General features: G+C 44.1%; 24 protein-coding genes. 3 read left to right on the top strand and 21 right to left on the bottom strand.

The window, feature by feature from the left end; all coding sequences use genetic code 11:
• Positions 1-168 precede the first annotated feature (168 nt).
• Positions 169-1,845, top strand: a complete 1,677-nt coding sequence (locus U0033_RS10850) for a glycosyltransferase family 9 protein (RefSeq protein ID WP_072356716.1) — start codon at positions 169-171, stop codon at positions 1,843-1,845.
• On the opposite strand, the gene U0033_RS10855 is transcribed toward U0033_RS10850, so the two are convergent.
• The 20 genes from U0033_RS10855 to U0033_RS10950 form a co-directional block, all read right to left on the bottom strand.
• Positions 1,782-2,660 (bottom strand): carboxypeptidase-like regulatory domain-containing protein, encoded by an 879-nt coding sequence (locus U0033_RS10855; protein WP_072356715.1) that lies wholly within the window; start codon positions 2,658-2,660, stop codon positions 1,782-1,784. The two genes, U0033_RS10850 and U0033_RS10855, sit on opposite strands and share 64 nt — an antisense overlap.
• A gap of 63 nt (positions 2,661-2,723) precedes the next feature.
• Entirely contained in the window at positions 2,724-3,617 is an 894-nt protein-coding gene (locus U0033_RS10860; RefSeq protein ID WP_072356714.1) for a glycosyltransferase family protein, read from the bottom strand.
• Entirely contained in the window at positions 3,614-4,903 is a 1,290-nt protein-coding gene (locus tag U0033_RS10865) for a LicD family protein (protein WP_072356713.1), read from the bottom strand. Before U0033_RS10865 ends, U0033_RS10860 begins: the two co-directional genes overlap by 4 nt.
• Before the next feature lie 21 nt (positions 4,904-4,924).
• The gene (locus tag U0033_RS10870) at positions 4,925-5,995 is read right to left on the bottom strand and encodes a lysophospholipid acyltransferase family protein (RefSeq protein WP_072356712.1); all 1,071 of its coding nucleotides are present in this window, start codon (positions 5,993-5,995) and stop codon (positions 4,925-4,927) included.
• A 31-nt stretch (positions 5,996-6,026) separates the two neighbouring features.
• Positions 6,027-6,383, bottom strand: coding sequence for a hypothetical protein (locus U0033_RS10875; RefSeq protein ID WP_143150572.1), 357 nt, complete (start codon positions 6,381-6,383; stop codon positions 6,027-6,029).
• Positions 6,384-6,443: 60 nt separating this feature from the next.
• On the bottom strand, positions 6,444-6,614 hold the full coding sequence (gene flmA, locus U0033_RS10880; protein ID WP_177318517.1) for a FlmA family RiPP peptide: 171 nt from the start codon (positions 6,612-6,614) through the stop codon (positions 6,444-6,446).
• Between the two features lie 44 nt (positions 6,615-6,658).
• A complete protein-coding gene (locus tag U0033_RS10885; protein ID WP_072356710.1) occupies positions 6,659-8,404 on the bottom strand; it encodes an ABC transporter ATP-binding protein in 1,746 nt (581 codons plus the stop codon).
• A gap of 12 nt (positions 8,405-8,416) precedes the next feature.
• Positions 8,417-9,229 (bottom strand): cupin-like domain-containing protein, encoded by an 813-nt coding sequence (locus U0033_RS10890; protein ID WP_072356709.1) that lies wholly within the window; start codon positions 9,227-9,229, stop codon positions 8,417-8,419.
• A gap of 8 nt (positions 9,230-9,237) precedes the next feature.
• Positions 9,238-9,504 carry a hypothetical protein gene (locus U0033_RS10895; protein ID WP_072356708.1) on the bottom strand — a complete coding sequence of 89 codons (267 nt, stop codon included), beginning with the start codon at positions 9,502-9,504 and terminating at the stop codon, positions 9,238-9,240.
• Positions 9,505-9,524: 20 nt separating this feature from the next.
• Entirely contained in the window at positions 9,525-11,756 is a 2,232-nt protein-coding gene (locus U0033_RS10900; RefSeq protein ID WP_072356707.1) for an ABC transporter permease, read from the bottom strand.
• 99 nt (positions 11,757-11,855) lie between these two features.
• Complete coding sequence (locus U0033_RS10905; RefSeq protein WP_072356706.1) at positions 11,856-12,920, bottom strand: S8 family serine peptidase; 1,065 nt, start codon at positions 12,918-12,920, stop codon at positions 11,856-11,858.
• A gap of 2 nt (positions 12,921-12,922) precedes the next feature.
• Positions 12,923-13,756, bottom strand: coding sequence for a hypothetical protein (locus U0033_RS10910; protein ID WP_072356705.1), 834 nt, complete (start codon positions 13,754-13,756; stop codon positions 12,923-12,925).
• A 10-nt stretch (positions 13,757-13,766) separates the two neighbouring features.
• A complete protein-coding gene (locus U0033_RS10915) occupies positions 13,767-15,224 on the bottom strand; it encodes a radical SAM/SPASM domain-containing protein (protein ID WP_072356704.1) in 1,458 nt (485 codons plus the stop codon).
• A 30-nt stretch (positions 15,225-15,254) separates the two neighbouring features.
• A complete protein-coding gene (locus U0033_RS10920; protein WP_072356703.1) occupies positions 15,255-17,174 on the bottom strand; it encodes a S41 family peptidase in 1,920 nt (639 codons plus the stop codon).
• Positions 17,175-18,182 carry a glycosyltransferase family 2 protein gene (locus U0033_RS10925; RefSeq protein WP_072356702.1) on the bottom strand — a complete coding sequence of 336 codons (1,008 nt, stop codon included), beginning with the start codon at positions 18,180-18,182 and terminating at the stop codon, positions 17,175-17,177.
• Positions 18,142-19,113: a peptide arginase, FlmR/OhkR family gene (locus U0033_RS10930; protein WP_072356701.1), complete on the bottom strand. Its 972-nt coding sequence runs from the start codon at positions 19,111-19,113 to the stop codon at positions 18,142-18,144. Before U0033_RS10930 ends, U0033_RS10925 begins: the two co-directional genes overlap by 41 nt.
• A gap of 9 nt (positions 19,114-19,122) precedes the next feature.
• Positions 19,123-20,046, bottom strand: a complete 924-nt coding sequence (locus U0033_RS10935) for a JmjC domain-containing protein (RefSeq protein ID WP_072356700.1) — start codon at positions 20,044-20,046, stop codon at positions 19,123-19,125.
• Between the two features lie 24 nt (positions 20,047-20,070).
• Positions 20,071-20,964 carry a JmjC domain-containing protein gene (locus U0033_RS10940; RefSeq protein ID WP_072356699.1) on the bottom strand — a complete coding sequence of 298 codons (894 nt, stop codon included), beginning with the start codon at positions 20,962-20,964 and terminating at the stop codon, positions 20,071-20,073.
• A gap of 44 nt (positions 20,965-21,008) precedes the next feature.
• Complete coding sequence (gene nusG, locus U0033_RS10945) at positions 21,009-21,512, bottom strand: transcription termination/antitermination protein NusG (protein ID WP_072356698.1); 504 nt, start codon at positions 21,510-21,512, stop codon at positions 21,009-21,011.
• A 615-nt stretch (positions 21,513-22,127) separates the two neighbouring features.
• Positions 22,128-22,967, bottom strand: a complete 840-nt coding sequence (locus tag U0033_RS10950; protein ID WP_072356697.1) for an SGNH/GDSL hydrolase family protein — start codon at positions 22,965-22,967, stop codon at positions 22,128-22,130.
• Positions 22,968-23,254: 287 nt separating this feature from the next.
• Here U0033_RS10950 and U0033_RS10955 point away from each other — a divergent pair, with 287 nt between their 5' ends.
• Both U0033_RS10955 and U0033_RS10960 read left to right on the top strand, forming a co-directional pair.
• The gene (locus U0033_RS10955) at positions 23,255-23,653 is read left to right on the top strand and encodes a Panacea domain-containing protein (RefSeq protein WP_177318516.1); all 399 of its coding nucleotides are present in this window, start codon (positions 23,255-23,257) and stop codon (positions 23,651-23,653) included.
• Between the two features lie 2 nt (positions 23,654-23,655).
• The gene (locus tag U0033_RS10960) at positions 23,656-24,099 is read left to right on the top strand and encodes a hypothetical protein (RefSeq protein ID WP_072356695.1); all 444 of its coding nucleotides are present in this window, start codon (positions 23,656-23,658) and stop codon (positions 24,097-24,099) included.
• An 89-nt stretch (positions 24,100-24,188) separates the two neighbouring features.
• Here the strand turns inward: U0033_RS10960 and U0033_RS10965 are convergent, their stop codons facing one another.
• Positions 24,189-24,872, bottom strand: a complete 684-nt coding sequence (locus U0033_RS10965) for a porin family protein (protein ID WP_072356694.1) — start codon at positions 24,870-24,872, stop codon at positions 24,189-24,191.
• Positions 24,873-24,894 lie beyond the last annotated feature (22 nt).

The raw sequence follows: 24,894 nt of genomic DNA on the forward strand, positions 1-24,894 counted from the left end.
TATTGTCTCGATTATAAAAAAAGTACCACAGTATTATTATAAGACCTAATCCTGCTATCGAAAACTAATAAATTGTAGAGGGTGTCTTGCTGTTTATAAAAAACAGCAAGACACCCTCTACAATTTGATTTAAAATCACGTATCTTAAATACGTATAAAAGCACCCCGATGCCACCTGAAAGAATCCTGATCCTATCAGACTATCCGGACATGATCAAACACCAACAAGTGCATGCCCCAATGATCACACAACTCTATACAACACTTTTCCTGATAGATCATTTCTCACACATCATCCATTTCAATGACAGATCCAGCATAAGTTACAGCACACTCTGGCATCCCGACAGCTACCTGCAGCACTATGCAGACCGATTCCTTATTCACCGCTCCTGGAGCGATATAGACTTTCCATCTTATGATCGCATTATCTGTCATTTTGATTATGAACTGACCCTTCAAACCTACCTGCATACCCACCATCCACAACTCAGTCATGACCATATTTATTCACTGGTAAACCCTGCCTACAAAGCACCTACCCCCATCTTCAAAACAGTATCCACACTGTTCCGTCAGGGCAGTATATGGGAAGTATCCTCCACACTGAAGCTTGGATCACTACATGCATTCAAACAAGACCTGATACAGGCATATATAGGTAGAAAACGGGAAGATGAAGAACAACGCTTCCATTCCCTGCTCCAAAAGATCACGCAAAATAATAAGCGCATCCCCATCCGCAAGATCCTGATCCTGGACGACTACAAAAGAAGCTTCTTTATCGGAGATTCTACCGTATGGGTCCGATTCTATAAAAAAGTACTCCGGCATTGTGGCGATTATACAGAAACCGTTATCAATTGCAATAACCAGAGAACAGGACCACGCCTGCAGGAATTATATACCACCACATTTGGCGCTCACGTCAGCATCAGCTGCCTGCCATGGGAGCAACTCGATCTCTCTCACTACGACCTCATACTGGTAGAAGGCGACCTCGTACTCCAATTCCTGCTGTACATAGCCCCTATGTACGATACAGTTTTACAACACACAGCTATATACACCATCACCGCATTGAAGCAGGATGATTTTGACGACAGATATGGATGGGAATTCTTCAAAAACAGTATTGCTTCGGGAAATCCCGCTGCTGATAAGGAAATATACATATCCCCATCAGAAATAGCCACGGCAGATACATGGCTGGAAAACAAAGGCATTTGCCAGGACGACTACCTGGTCATACTACAAAATGGATCAACAGAAGATAAAAAAGTAATACTGTTCAACGAGTTTGTGAAATTGCTGCAATCACTCCTGCAAAAAGAGAAGGTAAAAGTAGTGATCTTTGATGTGCCAGGCGGCAATACAGAAGAAAGCATACAACCGTTTTTAACGGCTGCCGAATATAATAACGTGATCTTTGTCAGTGGCATGGGACTTAGAAAAGATATGAGCCTGATAGCCAGCCGCTACACCCGCCTGGTGATCGGCCCCTGTACAGGTATCCTCCACCTGGCCAACGGGGCATTGACCTACCTGGTCAATAATGGACACACACAAAACAGGCATGTTCCTTTCCTGCTGGTATACACCGGTATACAAGCCCATGACGAAGCATACCTGCCCTACAACTGGTGGAGGCATTCATTGGTGCATTGCGCGGTGATCGTAAACCAACACCTCGTATCCCTGGAGAATAGTCCGGCAGATATCACCACCTTTCAGCAAACTGCCGGCGAGGTGCAGCATATCACCGCACAAATGCTAATGGACTATTTGTCCGCTGAACCTACTTTATATCCCTTCAGGTACATAACAGGCAGTTCCATAGACTGACGCAACACAGGGCGCTCATTAGGCGTATTCCGCTCATAAAAATAACCCATGTCTTTCCCTAAAGCAATCGTCAACTGGCAACTATTACCACCAGCTGTCTTTGCCGGCATCCAGGCATCCACCCATTCTACTGCCAGCACAACAGTGTCCGTCAGCACAATTTTATAGGGCGTCAGGTCAACTGTCACCCACTTCGCATCTTTATAAATATTGAAATAAATATTCTGCTGCAGTATTTGTTGCAAATGCGGCTCTCCCTTTACTTTCCCAAGAATGTTCAATCGCATTTTTACACTGTCAAACGTCATTTCCTTCATCCTGCACGCAAAAGTCACCGCCTTAAAAGGAAGCTTGTCAGGCGTAAGCTGCAATCCCCTTGTTCTGCCCCTGGAACTGCTGTAATCGCCCCAACCTGTATACCGGCTGCTGGCTTTATCACTGCCCAGCATCAACATTTCCCGCTGTACACTTACCGTCACCTCACTGAGTGAAGTAGCACGCGGTACCAGCTTTACATCCAGGCGACCGGCAGTATCAATATCCGATACGCGAAATATAAGCGTAGCATACCCTATATGACTGAAAACCAGGGAATCGGTCGGTGCTAATCCGGACAATTTGATCGTGTATTCCCCATTCCTGTCGGCAATCCCTCCCCTGCTCCTGTTCTTTACACCTGCACTGGCATAAGGAATGACCTCCCCGGTTTGCGCATCATACATAGTTCCTTTCAGCATTTGCGCAAAAAGGCTGGTACAGGTACACAGCAGCAACAATGATAATAAAGTGAACTTTGGATCAACAAGTCTTTTCATATGGTTATAAATGAATGCGCAAGTATAATCGTTTCTTCCGAAAATAGCCAATACATAACAATATTATAATGCACACAACGCCTCCATAAACCGGGCTTTAAATGCCTGATCATTCTCCAGGAATGACAGCCGGTTCTTCCTTCCTATATCATACAGATCATCGCGGAGCAGCACATCCTCCAACACAGCCAGGATATCCGCCGGCCTGATTTCAACAATCTCTCCCAGCCTGCCTGGTATCCGGTACTTCTTTGCATACGGAATCAATGGAGCCGCGATCAGTTCACTCATAGGCGCCTGCCCCGTGGTAAGCACAACTGCACCAACAGCCTTCGCTTCATTGATAGCATGTCCAAACCCCTCTACCAATGATGGATAAATATGAAGGAGACACCTGTTCCTCAATGCATTAAATGCCACTTCCGGCAGCATGCCATGAAAAACAATCCGCTCATTTACAAATGGAGCCTCATGTATAAAACTGCTGGTGATATGAAAACGGAACCGGCTATATCCTTCCAACGCATCTACCAGGTACCTGCTGCCCTTGGCACGGGAAGACCCGGATGCATGGAACCCTTCCATAACCTTCTCCCCAACCTCATAACAATCTATAGAAGTAAATCCTGTATATATCACCCGCTGATGGTAATGACTAAAAATCTCGCACGCATACCTGGACTTACAAAATACAGCATCGAATTTATCCAGGCAGGGCAACCATTCAATGTAAAACCACTCCTGGTTAGGAATGAATACATTCACCTTTCCCATATACTGTATATCCACTATTTCAAGGTGTATACACACATCTGTATCCAGCCCCAATGGCATAAAATCTTCCTGCAGATCCCGAAAATCCACAGTTATACCTTGCTGCTCCAACAAACTTGTCAGCACAAGCCTATCCTTCTCCAGCCCACCGTTATTGTTTTTCCCGATGATCGTTACATTCATGGTAGTATCATGCGGCCATTTTCATCGACAGATATGGACACCCGCAATGCAAACCCCTGGTTCTTTTCCCGGCTGTGGTAATAGTTGTATACACGAATTCCTGTTCTCCAGGTCCTGTACCTGCTATCCAGCACTTCCAGCGAGTTCGCAGTCATCTTTAACGCCGCATTTTCAAAACAAACATCCTGGAATGGGTACTTTCCTGAATTGGGGCAAACGATCCCATTTCTAAATACCAGGTCATCTCCCACCCGGGTATACATCCAGAGATCTACAAATGGAAAGTTATGCGTATGTTCATCTATCGGCGTACCATCATCCAGCCACAGCTTATAGAAGGTACTATCTGTAGCCGCCTCAAGGTGTATCTTTGTCCTGAGTGGCGTATGCGTTGCAATGGCTGCTAAAAATGCCTCCAGGTGCTGCTCCTCAATACCCAGGTCCACATCGTCATCCCATGGCATAATGCCCCCATGGCGAATATAGCCAAGGTGTGTGCCACCCTGCAATATAAGGTCCACACCTATTTGCTTTGCCGCTTCACTCATCCACTGCAATATCGTTCTGATCTGATCCTTAGAGTCTGCCGTCCACCTTTTACTATCCATAATAGCATGCAATATATCCCTGTTCCTGTCCGCCGCTACCACCTTGGGCTGATGATTATAATCAAACCAGTTCACCTCATCAAAACACGCCTGCAATTGCTTCCTGTAAGACATGCTTACAATCTCATCGTCCACTCTCTGCTTAATCTCCTGGATCGCCAATAGCTTACCCACACCCTGCCTGCTTAAAAAATAAATACTGCTTCCCCAGCAATATCCTAACAGGAAAGGCAGAAAATCATAAATTTCCTTCCTGTTGGGATTGAGCAGCGAATTGTTGTGATGAGTGGTGTACGTTCTCTCTGCTTCTCTTATCTTCATTCTGTCAAACGGGAAGTATACATCCCATCCATCTTTCAATGCGCTGATCCGCTCTAATATATCTGCATAATCAGCCTCCAGGCGTACAGACGCTTCGACGATCATACACCAGTCTTCCCCACTAGCCGCAAATAATTCCCAGGCAGCATAATGCAATAAAAAGTTTTCAGTATCTGATTGGGGCAGTTCAAAACCATACCGGCCTTTATGCCAGATTTTGTCCATCTTCAATGGGGTACGCACAGCATCGTGCGCAATATCAGTGATAGCAGGGTGTGCTCCCTGAAGGGTGACAGCTGGTTGTACGGGGCCACTGATCTCCTGGTTATTTGCCAATGGTATACGGTATATGATCATATATGTGCTTTTAATAAAATCCTACAAATGACTGATTACCCGCCACGACAAAAGTTCCGCTGTCATGGCAGGATCACTTTCGATAATACGGGCGGCCAGCTGTACCCGCTCCGCCGGCGTACTTTTATAAGAGAATAACCCGATATATTGCTCATCCAACAAGAACAATGAGTAACGGGTACGGTCAAAAACATAATACTTATCATTCAACTTTAGCGGACAGCAATGTGAAAGGTGCAGCATCCACTGCCCATTAATATCCCATTGGAGATCTTCAGCCGATTCACCTGCTGTAAATGCGTCGATCAATGACCAGTGATGTACATATGGCCAGTTCGCCCATTGGGTATAATATTTTGACACATGATGCCCAAACTGGTGCATAATCGCTTGCAGCACCTTACCTGCAAATACATCCCTATCCTCTCCTTCAGCAGAAAATGACTCACCACAGCATGCCAGACAGCTCGCGCCATCCTCCTCATGACTCAGTACCAATTGAACCGGCACCCCCGTCAGACAGGACAGGTACACCATGCCTTTTCTTACCTTCACCTTTCCTTTAAGAAAATCAAGGGTCAGCATATTTTCATTTTGCATGGTCTGCCCACCGATCCCCTTATTGCCATCTATATATGCAATAACAATAGCACCCGCCTTTATCCTTTTTATCACTTTAAAGATCGCACCCTGCTTTTCTACATTGATCAGCTCTACATGACAGTTATTCTGGTACCGGTTCCTGTAAAGCTCCGTTACACCATTGAAATCACCGCTTTTCACAGACTGGGTATCTGATAGCACGATCACATCATGCCCATGTTTCAGCAACCATGCTGGCAATGCATAATAAGAGCCGGTATGAAAACTGATAAAAATTCTTGGACTGGTCTTCAGATCCCTGAACACATGCTTCTCATCTATCAGTGATACATCATCAACAGAAAAATCAAACAGATCATTGAATGCCTTCGACGAATTACTCAAAATAGTTCTAAACAATTCCGGGTGCCTGTCAAAATCAGCATTCCCTGCAAAGTTGTACAGGTTGGCAGAAGTAGCCGCGTATAGCAATGGTTCATTTGGGCGCATAAAAATCATTTAGGGGTGATTAACAGTCGGTTCACTTCCAGGCGATCAGCTTATAAAGAAACGGATCTCCCTTTCCCTCAATCCTCGCAATCAGCTTATCACCTTTGAAGTAACCATACAGCACAGCATCCATATGTTCAAAATTTGTATTCAACACAATCCGGTTCGATTTCTGACGGGTCACCACTGCATTGAAATTCTCTCCCTTATCATTGATGATCGCCACCTTATATCCTTTCTTTTCTTTTTCTACTACGATCCTGCCGGCAAAGTCACCATATGGTGTATGCTTCACATCGTAAGTATATGTTCCACTATGATCCGGTTCCTCCGTGGTTGTGACAGGGAACAACGTATATGTAAATAATAGTAACAGCTGTAACAACATAACAACAGATTATGAAGGAGAGCCCGTTTTACAGGCTCTCCTCTAAAATTTAACGAACGACTAAAACAGGATATCGTCGTTCTCACCTACTGAAGAGTAAGAACCGCAACCGCGAGGGCGTCTTGCAAAACCAGAGCACAGGGATTCCAGTACTTCCAGGGATACTTCTTCTACAGCTTTACCAAGGTCTTTTGGTTCAGCAAGCTGCTTGCTTTCTTCTTGATTTGTCATTACAATGAAGGTTTATGTGTTAAAAAAAAGAAAACAATGGGAGATTACATGACCTGCTGCGCTGCAGGATGTAACTGGCTTTCAAACAGCCGGTAGAAATGGCCTCTCTTATTGATCAGCGCTGACATTGTGCCATGCTCTACGATCTCCCCGGCATCCATACAGATGATCTCCTGTACATGCTTCAGGGTGCTGAGCCGATGTGATATAAGTATGATAGTGTGAAACTTACCACTTTCGAAAATGTGTTTATAAATGATATCCTCACTTTTTGAGTCTATTTCTGACGATGCCTCGTCAATGATCAACAATTCTGTTTTGCGCAACAGGGATCTGCCCAACGACATCTTCTGCTTCTGCCCTCCTGACAACTTCACACCGCTATCACCAATCATGGTATCAATGCGATCCTTGTACTCCTGATGGTCATTGAAAAGTCGTACCAGCCGCGATACATGCGCTGCTTCCGCTTCCGTGGCATCCTGCTTTCCATAACGGATGTTCTCTACGATCGTATCGTTAAAGAGGAAATATCCCTGACTATTCACCGTCAGCCGCTGCATCCAATGCTCCATATCTATATCCTGCAAGTCCTGCCCGTTCACCAGTATCTGACCAGTTGCCGGAATATTGAACTTACACAACAGGTCCACAATGGTAGACTTTCCACCGCCACTGCTGCCAACAATGGCATAATGCCGTCCCGCCTCAAACGTAAAATTGAAATCCCTGATCACAGTTTTATCCTGGTGTGCAAACGAAACACCATTGAGCTCTATACGGGCGATCTCCCCTTCCAGCTCTATGTAATTACCATCACTAAACTGTACCGGATGATCCAGCAATTCAAAGATCCTGGATAAGGATACCGATGTATTGATCAGCTCCGCATACAACGACACAATGTTTTGAAAAGGATCATATAGCTTATTGGCGTACTGGAGGAATGCGATCAAGGTACCAATCGTCATCACACCGGCAATCACCCTATACCCCCCCAATCCAAGTGTGATAAGAGGTACCATTGCCAGCAGGAAAATACTGATGCCTTTTGAACCGGATAACACCAGTGTACCACTCATGTTCAATTTGATGAGTGACATGAACCTGTCCTTCAATAATTTTTCTTCAAACAGATAAGTATTGAACAACTTAATAAACCTGATATGAGATACCCGCTCAGTCAGATGCCCCAATATGGCTGACTCCATTTTTCTCACCTTGCCGGTGATCGTTTTGATACGCGGATGAAAACGTCTGATGGTCAGGAACAACAACGGATAGATGAGACATATTGCCAGGAATAATTTCACCTCCAGTATACACATCAATGTGATCAGGCCTATAATCGTAATACCGTTATTGATAAAATTGATCAGGGCACCAGTAAGTGCATTTCGTACATTATTGACCTCGTTGTTCATCCGGTGGATCAGATCACCCAGGCTCCTCTCTTTAAAGAACGACATCGGTAATCGTATCACATGATTGAACAAGCGCAGGGACAGATCATTCAATACCCGGTTGCTGATCCAGCTGTACATATACTCTGCCGCCATACCCAACACCACCCTGAATACATAAGTGGCAAGTATGACAGACAATATCCCAAAGAGCATATCGGTCTTCTTTTCTACCAGGGCATGATCTATAATGATCTTCAAAAAATAAGGAGATGCAAGGGCCGCCATATTGCCAAGTACCATCAACAACAATAACAGTGCTTCATACCTGATATAAGGCCTTAGGAAGACGAAAAATCGCTTCCAGATCGTACTCCGGGTTTCCATATGTAATTGTTGTTAGGACTTGTTTAAATAGATACCAGCAATTTCCTGCATTTTCCTTGCAGCATTTGCATACCCCTGTTTCTCAAAGAACCGTAATATGACCTGGTAATTCTCCCCGTTAATAAAATTCTCTGACAGGGCCAGGCTAGGCTTCAATACAATCGCCCAATGCCAGATATTGGCCGGACAATAAATAAGTTCTCCCGGCTCCTGTATACATACCACAGGGGTTGTATCTCTCAGCATCGGAAAACTGGCAGGATCTGCCGTCAAAGGGTCAAACTCCCCATTATAGATCAAGTGCTCCTGCTCCGGTGGAAAGAACAACCATAGTTTCTTTCCCTCAAACAATGCATTCCAGAAGCTCGATCCCCATATATCCTGGTGCAAATTACTCCTGGCCCCACTTGGACCAAAGTACAGGCATGACAACTCTATGCGCCGTGTCAATGCCCTGGTTGTATAATAATCCTTATACCAGCAATGAAATGCAGCAGGCACCTGGTATTCCCCCACCATATTATTCTCAAGGTGCAGGGTAGACTTCCCATAATAAGGCACCTCATCAGCCGTATTATAAATATAGTCCGCATAAGCCGCCATCTCAGTCTGTATATAACTCACCTGACCATTCATCTTCCGGTCTGCCGACACCTTCCATTTGCCAAACTTATCTGCCAGGTGTAGAATATTCCACTTCGGGTACGCAGCCCATTGTTGCATCACACCATCATACAATACAGGCTGAGACCTGTCTATATACTCCTCAGGAGTAGACGCACGGATGATGTTCCGCTGTTGCGGAAAAAGAGGAAGGAATGTCATAAACAATACTATAAAACTGCTGGAGAATGCCGGATGATCACCGCCGCCATATGCTCCAGGCTACTGAAAAAAAAGTAATCTACCTCATGATCAGGTATGGATATCTCAAACCTGGATTCGATAAAAGCTACCCATTGAAGGCTGGCACTATCATCCTGCGAAAAAAGGTATAAAAGGTTCAGTCTGATCAATTCATCTGTAAACAACTGCGGTACAGGCAAACGGGCTCTCAGTTCAGAAAGCAGGTAACTTTCCAGCGTTTCGGGGATGACCATGCAGACAATATTTTAAATGATTATTCTTTCAACACATGGATAGGATTGATCTTCTCCAACCGGAATGAATAAAACAAAACGACCAGGAATATAATAAAGCCCATACATACCAGCGGGATTAGGAATGAGACAGGGTGCAGATATATACGATAAGGGAATTTATCCAGCCAGTTATTCAGGAACATATAAGATACCGGGATGGCGATCAATACGGCAATCACAATACATTGCAAAAAATCTTTGAAGATCAGTAATAACATCTGTTGCTGTGAACTGCCAAACACTTTCCGGATACCCATTTCCCGCATGCGCTTGATAATAGAAAAATTAACCAGCCCCAGGAAACCAGACATCGCGATCAGGATACATACAATGCTAAATAAAAATGACCGTCTGCCCAGGTTCGCTTCATCCTGGTACAAGGTATCCAATGAATCCTTTACCCAGAAATAAGATTCCTGCTTGCCACTATCATTCCGTCCCAGCTTTTCCAGGTAAGCGATCGCATCAGCCTCACGGCCAGGCACAGGACGTATAAAGATATAATCAGCTTCTGAAGGATAATCTGCAATGATCAACGGATCAATAGGATTATACAGTGAGGTGAAGTTAAAGTCATCTGCAATGCCGGTAACCCGGCAATTATTGCCAAATACATTGATCGTTTTATTGAGTATCGCCACTTCCCCGCCCATGATCTTTGCCGCTTTTTTGTTGATCACCACCGGCAGATCAGCACCAAATTCCGCGCCGGCATTACCTGTCAGCAATTTTACTTTAAACGTCTTTACAAAGTCCTTATCCGTATACAACACGGCAAACCTTACACTATCAGCCGGCGTCTTACCAGTCCATGCCACATCCCCGGTCATCGGTGTACCACTGATCAGGTTCGAACTCGAAAAGGTCTCACTCGTTACAAAACTCTTACCCGCCAGCTCCTGTTTCAACAAGTCTATCTTCTGCACTTCATCCGGACTTAACTTCTTACCAATAATATTTTCTTTATTATACCCAAGATCCTTATCCAGCAGATACCGCACCTGCCTGTTCGTCGTAAAGGCTATATATATCAGGAATATGGAGATAAAGAACTGTAAGGTGAACAGGATCTTCGTGATGCCAATACCGCCAATCTTAGCCCCCTGATGGCTCTTCAACACGCTCAACGGACTGAAGGAAGTAAGCCGCAAAGCAGGATACACGCTGGCCAGTAAGCCTGTCACCATAAATACGCCCAAAATAAATAACCAGAACTGCCACGATTGTATAGGGAAACGAAGGTTTTCGGACAGGTATTCATTGATAAATGGCAACAGCAGGAAAGTAAGCAGCAATGACAACACAACGGATATAAACACCGTGATATAAGCCTCACTGATCAGCTGCCATACCAAAGTACCCCTGCCAGCCCCGATCAGTCGTTTTACACTCAGCTCTTTGGTACGCTTAAATGAACTGGCAATATACAGGTTCATAAAATTGATACAACCCATACCTAACAGGAAAAACGCAGCAACCATGAACAGGCGAACATATAATATGCGGCCTCCATCGACCTTCCCATTATTAAAATTTGAATACAGATGAATATCCCTGAAAGGTTGAAGCAAGATCGATACAGCAGAAAGACCAGCTATTTTTTTATTGATACTATTTACTACGTTAGCAGCACTTGCCTTTTCATTCAGCTTTATATACGTTTCGTAATTATAACTGCCGATATGCTCATTGGTATCCTTCTCCATCGGAATAAAGAAATCACTGCTGAAAGTCGAATGCTCAGGAAAGCTTTCAAATACACCTTTCACCATATATTCCTTTTGGTTCAACGCAAGCACATTATTCTCCGACTGCGTACGCCAGTCTTTTCCATACAACCGCTCAGCCAATGACGAAGAAATAACAATGGCAGAAAGGTCGGTCAATGCTACATCAGCAGTGCCCAGCAGGAATGGCTGTGGAAAGATCCTGAAAATATCGGCACTGGCATACCGCCCGTTTGACCGCGCTTGTTTACCGGCCGCTTTAATCAGACCTCCGCTAACCGGTTTTGTATAAGCAACAGCTTCCACACCAGCTACCCCCGGCCCCATTGCACGGATCAGTGGCAGCGATGTAGACCTGGCTGACCGCACTCCACCATTTACAGTATAATTGGTCACTACCTGGTAAACACTATCATTTTTCAGGAAAGTGTTGTAACTTTTTTCCTTGGTCACCCAAAGGATCAGGATAATGAACGACGCCATGCCAATAGATAATCCCAGCGTGTTAATTAAAAAAAGCAACCTATTACTCTTGTAGATCCTAATGGTTTTTTGCAAAAAAGTGGAGAGCATTTTCAAAAATTAAGTATGGGTTTCCAATAACACAATCTGGCCGGAGAATGCCACTTTCGATAAGAATATTGACTTTCTGATCACGCTGGCAATATATGGGTCCAAAACTAAAAACTTCCCATTATTTATTATAAAATAATTTATAAGCGCATACCCGAAATATACATTCAACAGTGAGCGGGTATTAAAAAAATTACCTAACAGTAAGGTATCTACATGATCAAACAGCTTTGGTGATAACACCGGCTTTAAGGCCGGAACTCCCGGAACGACATGCATTTCAGGCACAAAGAAACTCATATTGAACAATACAGGAACACCTTTCACAGCCTCTAAATGGCTGGCATACGAAACTATTTTGTAGTCCTCATTGCTCCATGTTAAATAATTATTACCAACAGGTGATCGATTGCTCTGGTAATGCAGACTAAGGGCTTCTACCCCCGCATCCTCAATTGCCACTACTTCACTTGTAGCCAACCGCCTGCACAAAATACCTGAAAAAGCAGCTGCCGCATAACTGGTTCCTCCCCTGATCACCTGCCGGTCATGATCATACAACAATCGTTGATGAACGCCTTTCGCCAGCACGGTAATATAACTGTCGCCAATATAAACATAGCGATCTATCTCCTGTATCAGGCCAGCCCCTACCCCATATACAAATGGATAGGCTGCCGGATAGCATAACTTCGAACAATCAAAATGAGCGGCTGCTACGAGTAGCTTTCCCTGCTGATGACATTCCAGGCAACATTCCAGCAACTCAGCGGAGGGATTTTCAGTACCAAGTATACCCAGGCTGATATTGATGATCCGGACATCGTCCTGCGTAGCACAATACCGCAATGCCTTGCATAATAAGGGTACATTGATCTTGTCATCAGGTACCATTCTTACAGACAACAGATCAGCAGCAGGATAAACCTGCCTGATCACATGGGCGATATTGGTACCATGAAACACGTTGCTATCATTAATATTACCCGCTGCTGACTCATAAATATTAACTTCCCTGATCCCACTCACCCTGTCCATCAACACACCTTCATCTATTATCGCGACTACAGGCATATTTATGTGTTTAACAGGTATGCATAATCATACGTATCGTCATATACCTTATTGAGAATACCCAGTAAGGAAAGGAAATGTTTATAGTTAAAATTGCCCTGTGAGATGGATACATTATCTCCCACTTTCATAGCATAAGGTCGCTGCGCAACCACCTGTTCATGGCTTTGCTGCTGCCAGGCCAATACAGCTTCACTGATCTCCTTCACCACCGGGTTCCGCTTGCTGCAGACCACCTCCGGGATCAGGCGGATCTTGATCGCCTTAAATACAGTTCCGCCATAGTACTGCTCCTTCGTACCAATGGTCATCTCCTTGATATAGTAGGCCAAATGCGGTTGGTCAGCCAGGAAGGAAATACTGTTTGCAACAAATGTACACAGGTGATCTATAGCGATCAATATCTCGAACTGAAAGGCCGCCTTTACCCAATAGGAAATATTAATAAACCCGGCTGCCAGCTCCTTCTTTTCCACTATCCATTCGTGCACGGCATAACCATGCTCCTGAAAGAGGCTACACACTTTTTCTGCATGCAAAAACGACTCATACACCCTGCCCGTTTCAAAACTATGCCCCCATTCGCCCATACTTACATCGGCAGCCGTCTTGAAAGTAATATCCGGCTGTACACGGTTCAGCATCTCCTTCAGAAATACAGACAACCGGTAACTCGCCGTATTGAGAGAGAGATAAGCTGCCTTATCCCTGTTAAAAGCCGCCTTCAGATCATGCTGCCTATTGATAAAATAATACTGAAGATGCTGAGGTATCACAGTATCATGATACACCCTTTTATAATCCGGCACCTGTTGCAAAATAGCGGCTAACTCCATAGATAAGTGATTATTTGTTAGCATGGGTCTGGTGCGCAGTATTCTTTGGAGTTGCTATCACTACCCTATCTTCATTCTCCTGCATCAGGTCATACATCTTTTCAAAATACGCCGGTAGCTGCGTCTTCCAGGCCGTACAGGGAAGTTCATTTTCTTTCAGCATATTCAATGTATCATATGCACATGACAAGCCTTCGCATACCGGGTTAAACTTACAATTGTAGCAGGTAGGATGGACTGTGGTACGATTATAATCCAGGTATTTTCTGAAATCCTCCGGATCCCAGCTGGCAAACACCTGCTGGCCGGATGACTTACGCGTATCATGGATCGTCTCCCAACACTTATGTATCGTACCCTCTGTATCAAATGTAAAACTATAGGGAGATACATAAGTGGCGCAGTCACTTTGCTTCTCAGGAAATTTCCATTTCAGCTTCGGTGGCTTCACATTTGTATGTCCGGGCCAGCTGGCAAATTTTTCAATGAGCAATTCACTAAAAGCATGTTCTGCTTCAAAGAACTCTTCCTGGGTCATAAAGCGCAGATCTGCGATATCAGCATCCTTATACGCACGCATCCACGCCAGCTTGATAGATACCTCCCTGAACCGCTGTGGCCAGATGCCATATGCCTGCAGATCATCCAGCAGGGCAGGCAAAGTAGCCGCCACTCTTTTGTCGGTATTGATACGGATATTCGCATTCATACCCAGCGGCATCATAGAAAGGTGCTCCAGTATCTTTTCATAATTTTTACCACCACGGCTCTTCAATGGACGGTACACATCATGCACCTCCTTACTCCCATCAATGGTGATCTGCACATCCTTCACCTGGTTTTCCTTCAGGAAAAACCAATTCTCCCTGTCAAGCAGGATCCCGTTCGTAATGATCGATGCATCATAAGCGATATTATACTTCTCACAGAGCGGTATAAAATGTGCTGAAAGCTGGCGTATAGCTTCTTTATTGATCAGCGGCTCGCCACCGTACCATACAATGGAAAGAGAAGACCACTTCTTAACAGGCGCTCTCTGGATCATATCTTCAATATAAGCCGCAATTCCTTCTACCACCTCCTTGTCACGCAGGCTCTTATTGGGTTTGATCACTTCAAAACAATACGGACAGCCCATATTACAGGTGATGGTAGTACCGATCGTCAAGCCGATGTGCGAATTATCAGTATACTTACGTAATTGACTGTTATGATAATTTTGCTGATAATTAGCGATTTCATCCAGCTGGTTATCTACAAAAAAACCAAGTGATGCCAGCCTGGATAACTCCTCTTCCAACGCAGGATAAGCCGCTGGTGTAAATTCCGGCAACACCGATAGCTCGCTGACCACCTTTCCAAGGCGATTGGTCAACACCTGCAATCCACCACTGATGATATTATATAAAAGATAATCACCGGAACTCCGGATAGGTATTAACTCATTATAATGGCTGAACTTTATCATGGATTCGGGTTTATTTATTGAACATGTATTTTAAAGCTGGATCAACTGCTTAGCATATTGCAACAGTTTATCCTGGTAAGGGGCCAGGTCCCTGGCATGGGTACGCGCCACCCATATATCCGGCATAATTCCTTTTCCTTCAGTATACAGTGCAGGGTCAAATACCAGCTCCCTGAAGGTGGTATGCAACTGCACCAATAATCCGGATGGAAAATGAAAAATAACAGGGCTTGCAATAGCCCCCATCGTTGGCGAATCACCTACAAGAAATGTATTAGGCCGTCTTTTCATCCCGAGTATGAACATCTCTGCTGCACAGGCAGTTCCTTTATCTGCCAGTATCACCACCTTTGCCATCGGGTTACACCGGAAAGGAAGTGGTAACGGCGTCACCAGCATGGACTCGTCAAACCAGGGATAATGCCGCTTGCCAAGACTGTATGCCTGGTCTGCAAATAAGGATAGCGTTTTCATCACGTCTGCACTATAGCCGCCGCCGTTACCCCTGAGATCGATGATTACACCCTTTATGCCGGGCCGGTTATAGAAGGCATTCAAAAACCAATAGTACTCGTCTCCTTTCCAGTTGCCCACCCTGATAAGCACCATATCCTTTGATAACCATTCCACGCCGGGCTGGGGCGAAAAGTTACTTCCGGCACGCACAGGCAGGGTATAAGGTATATGAACGGTCCTGATCTTCGTAGTACTGTCATCAGCAAGACTGATATGCAGGGTATCTGTTTCCTTACGGAATAAAAGTAAATTCGGATCTCCGGTGGCAGGTACCGGCAGCCCATCAAGTGCAACTACTTTAGCGCCGGGCTGAATAGAGTCCCGGTACTGGTCATTTAACACTGCTGCCACGACTACATCATCTCCAATGGTACGTAGCCGCAAAGGCCCATTTCGCAACCTTGCACTACGCGGTTTCGCAGGTAGGAGGGGCAAGGTAATATCCAGGTGTGGATCACTATAACATCGCTTAAAAGTAATTTTGAGGTCTGCTAACAAGGCGGGATAAGGTCTGTTACTATCTTTAAATACACTGTCCAGTGCTGCCTGTGCTGCTGCTCTATTGACCGCCCGTTGTTTTTCATAAGGATACAGCTCTGTAAACGACCGCATCAATCCTGCCAGCAGCTTTACTTCAGCATCATGACTACTGTCACCAATAAAATTAACATAGCCGGTCAGGTAGCCTTTTTCCAATCCAAACTCCTCAAAAGAAACCGGCACCACCTGCCTGCGGGCAGAAGTACCATGTTCATAAAAGTAAGAAGAGTAATTACCAAACATCCGTGTATAAGTCTCCTGTGGCTGCCCCGTCAGACTATCGATCCAGGCAAAAACATTGCGTCCTGGCCGGATACGAAATTCATCTACCCTAAGTTCTCCCACTACCATCGCTGATCGTTGCGCAGGTTTCACCGGTACATATAACAGCATAAAACACTTCACAGCAAGATTTTCCTCCTCAAAGGCCTCACCATTGCTATGCTCCCAGGTACTGATATAGGAAGCTACCGGGGGCTGAAATCCATCGTATGCCACAGGTATTTCTTTATAGTGCCAGCTGCCATCTATTCCCTGGCAGGCAAGCATAATCTTCTTTACATTTTGCGTGTAGTAGGATAGGTTCAGCCTACCTGCATCATAATTGAATGACAGTGTTCCCGCCGGCAACAATTGCTTAAACAGGAAAGTGTCGGACCCCCATTCTGCATCTGACAGCAGCTTGTTGGCTACTTCAGGCAGACGGGTTCCTTTTTCATTGATGAGAATACCCAGGCTATCTTTGAGATCAGGAAAACGAACAGCACTTTTCACAAAAGCGTCCGGAGTCCATTTATTCACTATTTCAGCAGGATAAGAGACCGCCGTCCACTGTGCACGAGCAACGGACACACAGAGGCAACAGCTTAACAACCAGGCATATAATAACTTCATTTATCCAAGTTGAATTTTTTCAGAGAAATTTTTAATAACGACTCCTTTTCCAAAACCATCCGCATTAGCCCGGAAGTTTTCACTTCGTCGCCTGTTCTTCATTAACTGGTAGTTTTGTATGATCGACTTCTTAAACAGTATCTCCTGGAAGGAAGATATGTCTGTCACCTCTTCATATATTTCATCTTCACGTATCAGCTGAGAGCTACCTTCCCGGTAACGCAGGGTGCTTGTTCCCAAACCTTCCAGCCATATCTCCTTCCCCGCCTGTAGCCATTGGCCCCGCAGCCATCCCTCCTCTTCAATATCCGGAAAATTGTGACCTGACTTTATTAAAGTACCTGCCTCTATATGCTGGTCGTCATATAAGAACAATACACGTGTCCTACCAGGTGCCATCTTGCGTAAGAAAGCTCTTTTTAAATGGTGATAGTCGTAACTATTTTCTAACCGGCTCCGATCCTCATGATCCACATAAGCATTATCAAATTGCGCAGGCATATATTCAATCCGCACATCAGCCATTTTCAGCCGCATATTCAGGTCAATGTCCTCATATCCATAACTCTTGAAGCGCTCATCAAAACCACCGATCAGTTCAAAATCTTCTTTGCGCAGGCACAAACGGCCGAGGTTATCCCGCTCCGAGTTGTCAAGATGAGCAATTAATGCAAGCGGGTCCGACGGCTGCATCTTATCATTCATGTAGCACAGGTCCTCAGCAGCGATATGATAGTCCGCATTTACATTACAGAGGATATCACCAGTCGCCAGGCAGAAAGCCATATTACGCGAATGTGCATGAGAAAAGAAGCGGGGTTGTGGATCTATCAGCTGATAAAACACTAATAGTTCCTGTGCTATATACTCCCGAAAGTGGTCATATACCCATTGACTAAGTCCGTCGTCAGAATTGTAATCCAGTAATACGACTTCAGCATTGGGATATTGTTTGCAGGCGGCAATATTACCTGGCAAGGTTTCCTTCAGGGTGAACAGCCGGTTCATTGATACCGTACACAGGGATATCCTGGTGAATGATTTCTTGCACATGGGTACAGGATGCTACGTCATAGATTCTTTGCAGGGATGCTATCAGCTGCGTTTCAATAAACTCCCACTGATCCTGGGGTGTGTACCCACTGTTGCGGGACCTGCAGATCGTGATCAATAAAGGTCTTTGGATCCGCTCTTCCAATATTGCGATCACCTGGTCGATACGTCGCTGTATCGTCTCCTGGCTCACCTTTAAAGGAGATTCACGGGGATCCTGTATACGGTTAAAGTAATAATAATAACGGCCATCCTCACAAGCCGCATCCACCCGCCCAAAATCAAAGAAACGAATACGATGATAAGGCGTACGCATAAAAGAGGCATATTCTTCCGCTGTGATCTCAACACGCAATTCCCGTTGCAATGGATTCTGGATACAGGAGAAGTAATCAAGATCTATATCCAGCACCACGGGCCCAAAATGTTTGATATCGCTGATATGTTGTTTATAAAAACGATAGCGCATAGCACTGGTACTTTTTGTCTTTGCCTGGTCATCATACCGGTTTAACACGGCTTCCTGACCACCTGCCAGGAACGTTCCTTTGTTATTCTGAGAGCGCACATACATCTTGTGCGCTAACCGGTTTGTTTGTCCATGCCGTTGTTTGATCCAGTATATATCTTTGAAAATGCCTTCGTAAATAGCTGGTATGATAAAGGTGGCAATACCCAATTCATTGTACGTAAAATCCGCCACCTCCGCGCTATCAACAGTTGCCCCCGGCACCGGCATATTCAGGAAAGGGATGCCCATATCAGAGTGTTCATCGATATGCACGAGTATATTGCCCGTCCGTTTCATACGGTGCTGTGCATGCTTCCATACGAGGTATGCTTCATGGTGTTCTTCTACTATGTAGATCGCGGTTTTCGCTTTCATAATTTTTTTTTAGTGGATTTCGGACAACGAGGGTATTGACAGGAGGTTTTTTTTCTCCTTTGGCATTCCCTGGTGATGCAGGATCTTTGGATAAACTGCTGATGACAACATTTCTTTCAATCGTGCTTTCAGCTGTGCCAATTCAGAGCGCTTGCTACCGTGGATGTAAGCCTTTCTAAATAAAGGATCATCCTGCATAGCTGCCTGGGTGACATAATCTGCAAAACGCTTAATAAGGCTGGTATTTTGCATACCCAAAGTGATATGACAACTGAGCAGATCAGTCGTGGTTACTTCATGTACAAATCCACGGGGCATATACAGCAGGTCCCCTTGTTCCAGCGTAATATCGTACAGCAGCTCCAGCCCCGAGAAATCTACGCTCCTTTTATTCTGCGGCTCCAATGGCAGGTACACGCCGCTTTCAAAGATCTTCCAGTGCTTACTGCCTGACACCTGTATGATAAACAGATCGTGCTCATCATAATGCACCTGGAAGCACTGTGCATGACTGGGTGTAATAAACAGGTTAACACCGGAACTACAATTGAACACCTCATCCACACTTGTCACCAGGTCCTGCAATGGCTGATGGTATTGAATGGCATTGTGGATAATGATAGAAGCACGATCCTCCTGTAAGTGCTTAAATACCTTTTGTGGATCAATACCTGTCTGCCCATACACATAATCTGTATTCCAACCGGTCATATAATCTGCTGGCAGCATCTTCTTCGCGGCATGACTCATTGTAAGTTGCAAACCACCACCAATACCTGATTTTATAATATTGTCAACACCTGCCAGTGACAACAGGTTTGTATAATAATGAGGATCTCCCCGCCTGATCACCAGGGGGCTTTTTTCAAAGTAGTTCCTGATAAATTCCTGCTCATTAAAAGGAGCTATTAATTGTTGAAAATCAAACAACATACTTTTTGCATTATTAGTAAGTGATCATTTAGCAGCACGCCTGCGCATAAAAGCATCCGTGATCGCCTCAAATGTCAGCCGGTCATCCAATACAGCTGACAGCTGCTCAATCGCTTCCTGTGCTTCGCTATCCTGCTGCGACATAAAAACCGTTTTCCGGAATGCAGCTGTTGTAAGACCAATATCTTTCAATACATCCAGCACCAGGCGTAAATAGTTCACAGGTGTGAACCGGGCCTTGACAAAAACACTTTGTTCATTGATAGCTACGGAGGTATAAACAAAACCAGCCGGGATATATAAAGTATCTCCAGGTCCGGTGGTACATTCGCTTTCAAGGCTCAGCTCATCCATCCGGAAAGGTTGGTTGGCCTGCACGGACAGTGGATGATCGACAGGGCCACGATATATTTTCCACCTGCGTGTACCTGCCAGCTGAAGAAAGAACAACTGCGCCGTATCATACACCGGGCATGTAGCTACAGCACCTTCCGCACTTAACCAGAGCTGCGTTTCGCAGGTACAATTAAATGCATCGGACAACGCCCGCTGCAAAGCATCGATGCCTGCAAATTGCTGATGTATCCCCCTGATCATTACATTTGCGGATCCTTCAGTATAGAGGCGGAACAAGGCATCTATATCAACGCCATACTTATACTTCAGATGACCAGGCAAAGACCGGGATTGTATATATCGTTCCGGTGACAACTCACCTTTATCGTCTTCCAGCACCACAGTATACGCCACAGGCGACACTGCCTTTTCCAGTAATACACTAACATCATCAAAGAGAGGAAATCCGTGAAAGAAATTTGAGTCGCTTCTGTTGACCAAAAGAACAGACTGTTCAAAATGATCTTGTAGAAATGATTCATCTGAACAGGGCGACAGGAGGTCGGAAAGGGTATGGATCATAAAGTACGGTAATTGAAGGATAAGAGAGATAAGTACAGTTGTACCTATACTACCGCCAGGTGCTGTCGGGCAACAACAGCAGTCACGATCTTCCCCAGCAGATCAACGGTAACAGTAACGTTCTTTTGCTTGTGTCTTACTACCTGGCATCCAATCCCCGCTAATGGACCTTTTGTTATTAATGCTTTTTGTCCCTGTGGCAGGCCAACATGCATGATCTCAATATGCCTTCCCCTTTCAGTGATCAATCTGATTTTATTGATTACATCGTTTGAAACGGTGGCAATCTTGTTCCCAAAACTCACGTAGCTACAATAACCATTCACATTTATACTGTTATAGTACCCTGAAGGTCCATCGATAAAAACAAACACATAGGATGGGTATAAGGGCATCTCTTTAATCAGAATGACGTTTTTGCCTGTACCTGTCTCCTTTGTTGTTGGCAGAAAGTGTGGAATGTTCTTTTCCGACAGTTGCCTGGCTACTTTATGTTCATGGCGCGGTTTGGTATACATCACATACCAACCAATGACGAAGTGGCTCATTAGCAAATAGAGTTAACGTTGGTAAGTAATCGGGTAAAAAGTATGAACTATTCGAACAGGGAGGAGATAGCCAAACTTGGGTAAATCGTACGGCTACCGCTACAGTAAGCTTTTATCTTACTTGAAAAACAATGAGTTAAGAAGTTTAAGTGATTTTGTAAAGAGGCGTCAATCTCTAAAAAAGCGGCAGATTATCATAACGACACTTTATGAATTACTTAGTAGCCGAAACTATAAAAAATATTTTATCAAACAAAAAAACGTAGTTCATAAAAAACAGGTATTAAAGAGACTTACGATCCGGATCACTACCGGCTAAGGTATCCCCAATGCAGTACAGTAGGCTTTGTCAATGGATTAATCATGCGAAACTTCACCCAATGTTAAATTTTTATTAAGCACATTAAAGGCCTGAAAAATAGCGGTGTCTTCCTTAAATGAAATTCACTTCCGATTTAACAGGAGAAATAACATATGAAGCTGGCATTTCGATATGGGACTGACCAAAAAATAAAATGAAGGCGCTGAGAATTGCCTAAAAGCCAATTCGTCTACTCACCCACCCAGGAGGGATACCCTTTTTATTTTTAGTCAGACCCATACAAAAACCAACTGCTAAAACTGATACGTCTTTATCACTTTCGCTACCATCTCTGCAATCAGCGCACAACCCTTATCTGAAGGATGTATGCCATCATATGTCATATCAATAGCCTTCACCGGATAAGGATATTCATCTGCCTCATTAAATGGTACGTTCACATAATCAGGATAAGGATACTCTTTGTACTCATACGTTTGAGGATCCCTCAGGTATTTAAACTTCACCGCCTGCCTGATTCCCAACCTGCGCTCCCGATAAAGATCTACCACATCCATCTTATCCGCCCTGGCAATCTCTCTTACCGCGTCCGCAAAAGCTTCCAGGCTTTGACCATTTTTGTCTCTGTAAGAGCCATAACTATTGATCCTGGAATTGAGCAGGTATACAAAATCACCTCGCTGCATCGGTGTTATCAGGATGATCTTAGCCTTAGGATTAAGATCCCGTATTTTGTCAACGATCACCCTGAAGGCCCCATTCAATGTGCCAGGGCCGGTATTGTTTAAATAATCTTCCAGGGTACCCAGTTTTACACCTACCCACCAATCATTTGCACCCAGGAATATTGTATATACAGCTGATGGCTTCAGGTCAAATTTGTCTAATTTCTGGGCAATTTCAGTACTTGTCCAGTAGTTATGCCCCTGGTTGGTATATGTGAGCCCAGGAACCAGTTCAGCGACTCTCGTAATCCAGCCTTTTTTAACACGATATTCGCTTTCATTCAGGTGATCATTCAAATAGGTAAAAGAGTCGCCAATGGCAGTCCAGGTAATTTCTCCGGGAGGTCTGAAGGAGCCCAGCAACAATGGTAACAGGAGTAAAAAAGGGATTAATTTGCACGATTTCATTTATAATTTTTCACATATATACGTATTATATATGTTTATAGTTTTAAGCAATTGTTAATTATAAACTCCCCTGCCTATAATTCAATAATAAGTTGCCGGAAATCATAGTTATCGGGGAGCTTATTAAAATCAAAGAAGATCCGGTAGTTAAAATTTAGTAAATTTGAAGATACTAAAAAAATTAGTAAATTAGTGTAAAGAAGAATTGATTTATGGCTTATCCAGCTTCCTTAATCGCTCAAATTTTTGTTAACAAAGGAATAGAAGAAGGCAACCCTGTAACCCAGATGAAACTTCAGAAGATGGTTTATTTCGCACATGGGTTATATTTAGCCGCCTACAATAAGCAACCACTTATAAAAGAGACATTTCAGGCCTGGAAATTTGGGCCGGTAGTGCCTGATATATACCATACTTATAAGTTTTATGGAAGCACACCCATTGCTGATACACAATGGGTATTAAGAGAAGATGTAAATCCGGATAATTCACCCATAGATGATAATGCGAGAAAGATTATTGATTATACCTGGAATACATTAAAAGGAATCAATGCCGTGAAGCTTTCTAACTGGACCCACCAGGAAGGTTCTCCCTGGGCAAAGCACTATGTACCCGGTGTAAATGAAACATTCATTCCAAACGACGACATAGGAACCTATTTTGAACGTTTCATAGCGAACTAAATATGCCTCAATTTACTATCCAGGGAGTAGAACCTGCCATTGAAGCAGCTCCTTCAACCAATACATCTAATGGTTCCTCAACACTAATAGAAGAAGAAACCTATTTAGACCGGCAGCTGGAAAGACAGATCCGGATGGAAACGCTTGTTTCCCTGAAAGAAGGAAACAAAACACGCGCACAGAATAATGTGGAGCGGAAGAAATATGCCGGATGGATCTTTGTGTTAACCTGTATCTGGGCTTTCCTGATCTTTGTTTTAATCTTTTGTGTAGGGCTCTCTTTTATGACTATTTCAGATAGTATCATTGTCACCCTCATCTCTTCCACTACTATTAACTTCTTTGGATTTTTCTTCCTGGTAGTTAAGTATCTGTTTAATACAGGAAACGGCGGAGCAAGTAATGGTACTCCCCAGGAGATGAGTAGTGGCACAATTACCGGCTAGATCTCAGTGCCATATATGGCATCATCAAAATATTGCACCTTTTGCCGTCAGCAAACTTTATACAATAAATCCCAAAGACCTGCAACTAATCACTTCTTAAAAAACCAACCCGCACTCAGGCCCCAATACCTATTCTTTACACCAGTTTCTTTTCCATATACCCCAGTCAATCCCAGGCTATAGTTCGCATTTAAAAACAACCCGTTTTTAAACTCATATCCTCCTATAAAATTCGCCCCGTAATCCATCGCCCGCATATATAAGTTATAAGGTTTCACCTTATCCTCACTACTGCTAAACTCCACCTTGCCGTTTGTTTCAGTTACAGAAATATTTCCTACGCCATCACCATATATGTATACAGATCTATTGTGGAACCTTCCCCCCAGCCCCCTGGCAATATAAGGTCCGGCACCTGCATACCATCTTTTGTACTTATAAATAAGGTTTAATGGTAACTGTAAATAGGTCGTATGATTTACCCCCTTGACGTAATTCCGGGCCTGGTCTGTAGTCATATCAATTTCTGAAATTCCACCCTGCCGGCTCACCAACAATTGTGGCTGCAGATAAAAATTACCAGCCAGTTTCGTTTCTGCAATTAAGCCCGCATGCCATGCCGTAATAAAGGTATTCGTTCTATATTTGCTTAATGAATTGTGAGGATAGTGATAGCGGGATAAAGTACCCCCACCTGTTATGCCAACTGAAACCTGGGAAAAAGCGGGTAACATGGAAAGGGATAACGCTACAATCAGAACAATTTGTCTCATTTGTATTGGGTCTTATTGGCCA

Source organism: Chitinophaga sancti (genome assembly GCF_034424315.1).
GTDB classification, from domain to species: Bacteria; Bacteroidota; Bacteroidia; order Chitinophagales; family Chitinophagaceae; genus Chitinophaga; species Chitinophaga sancti.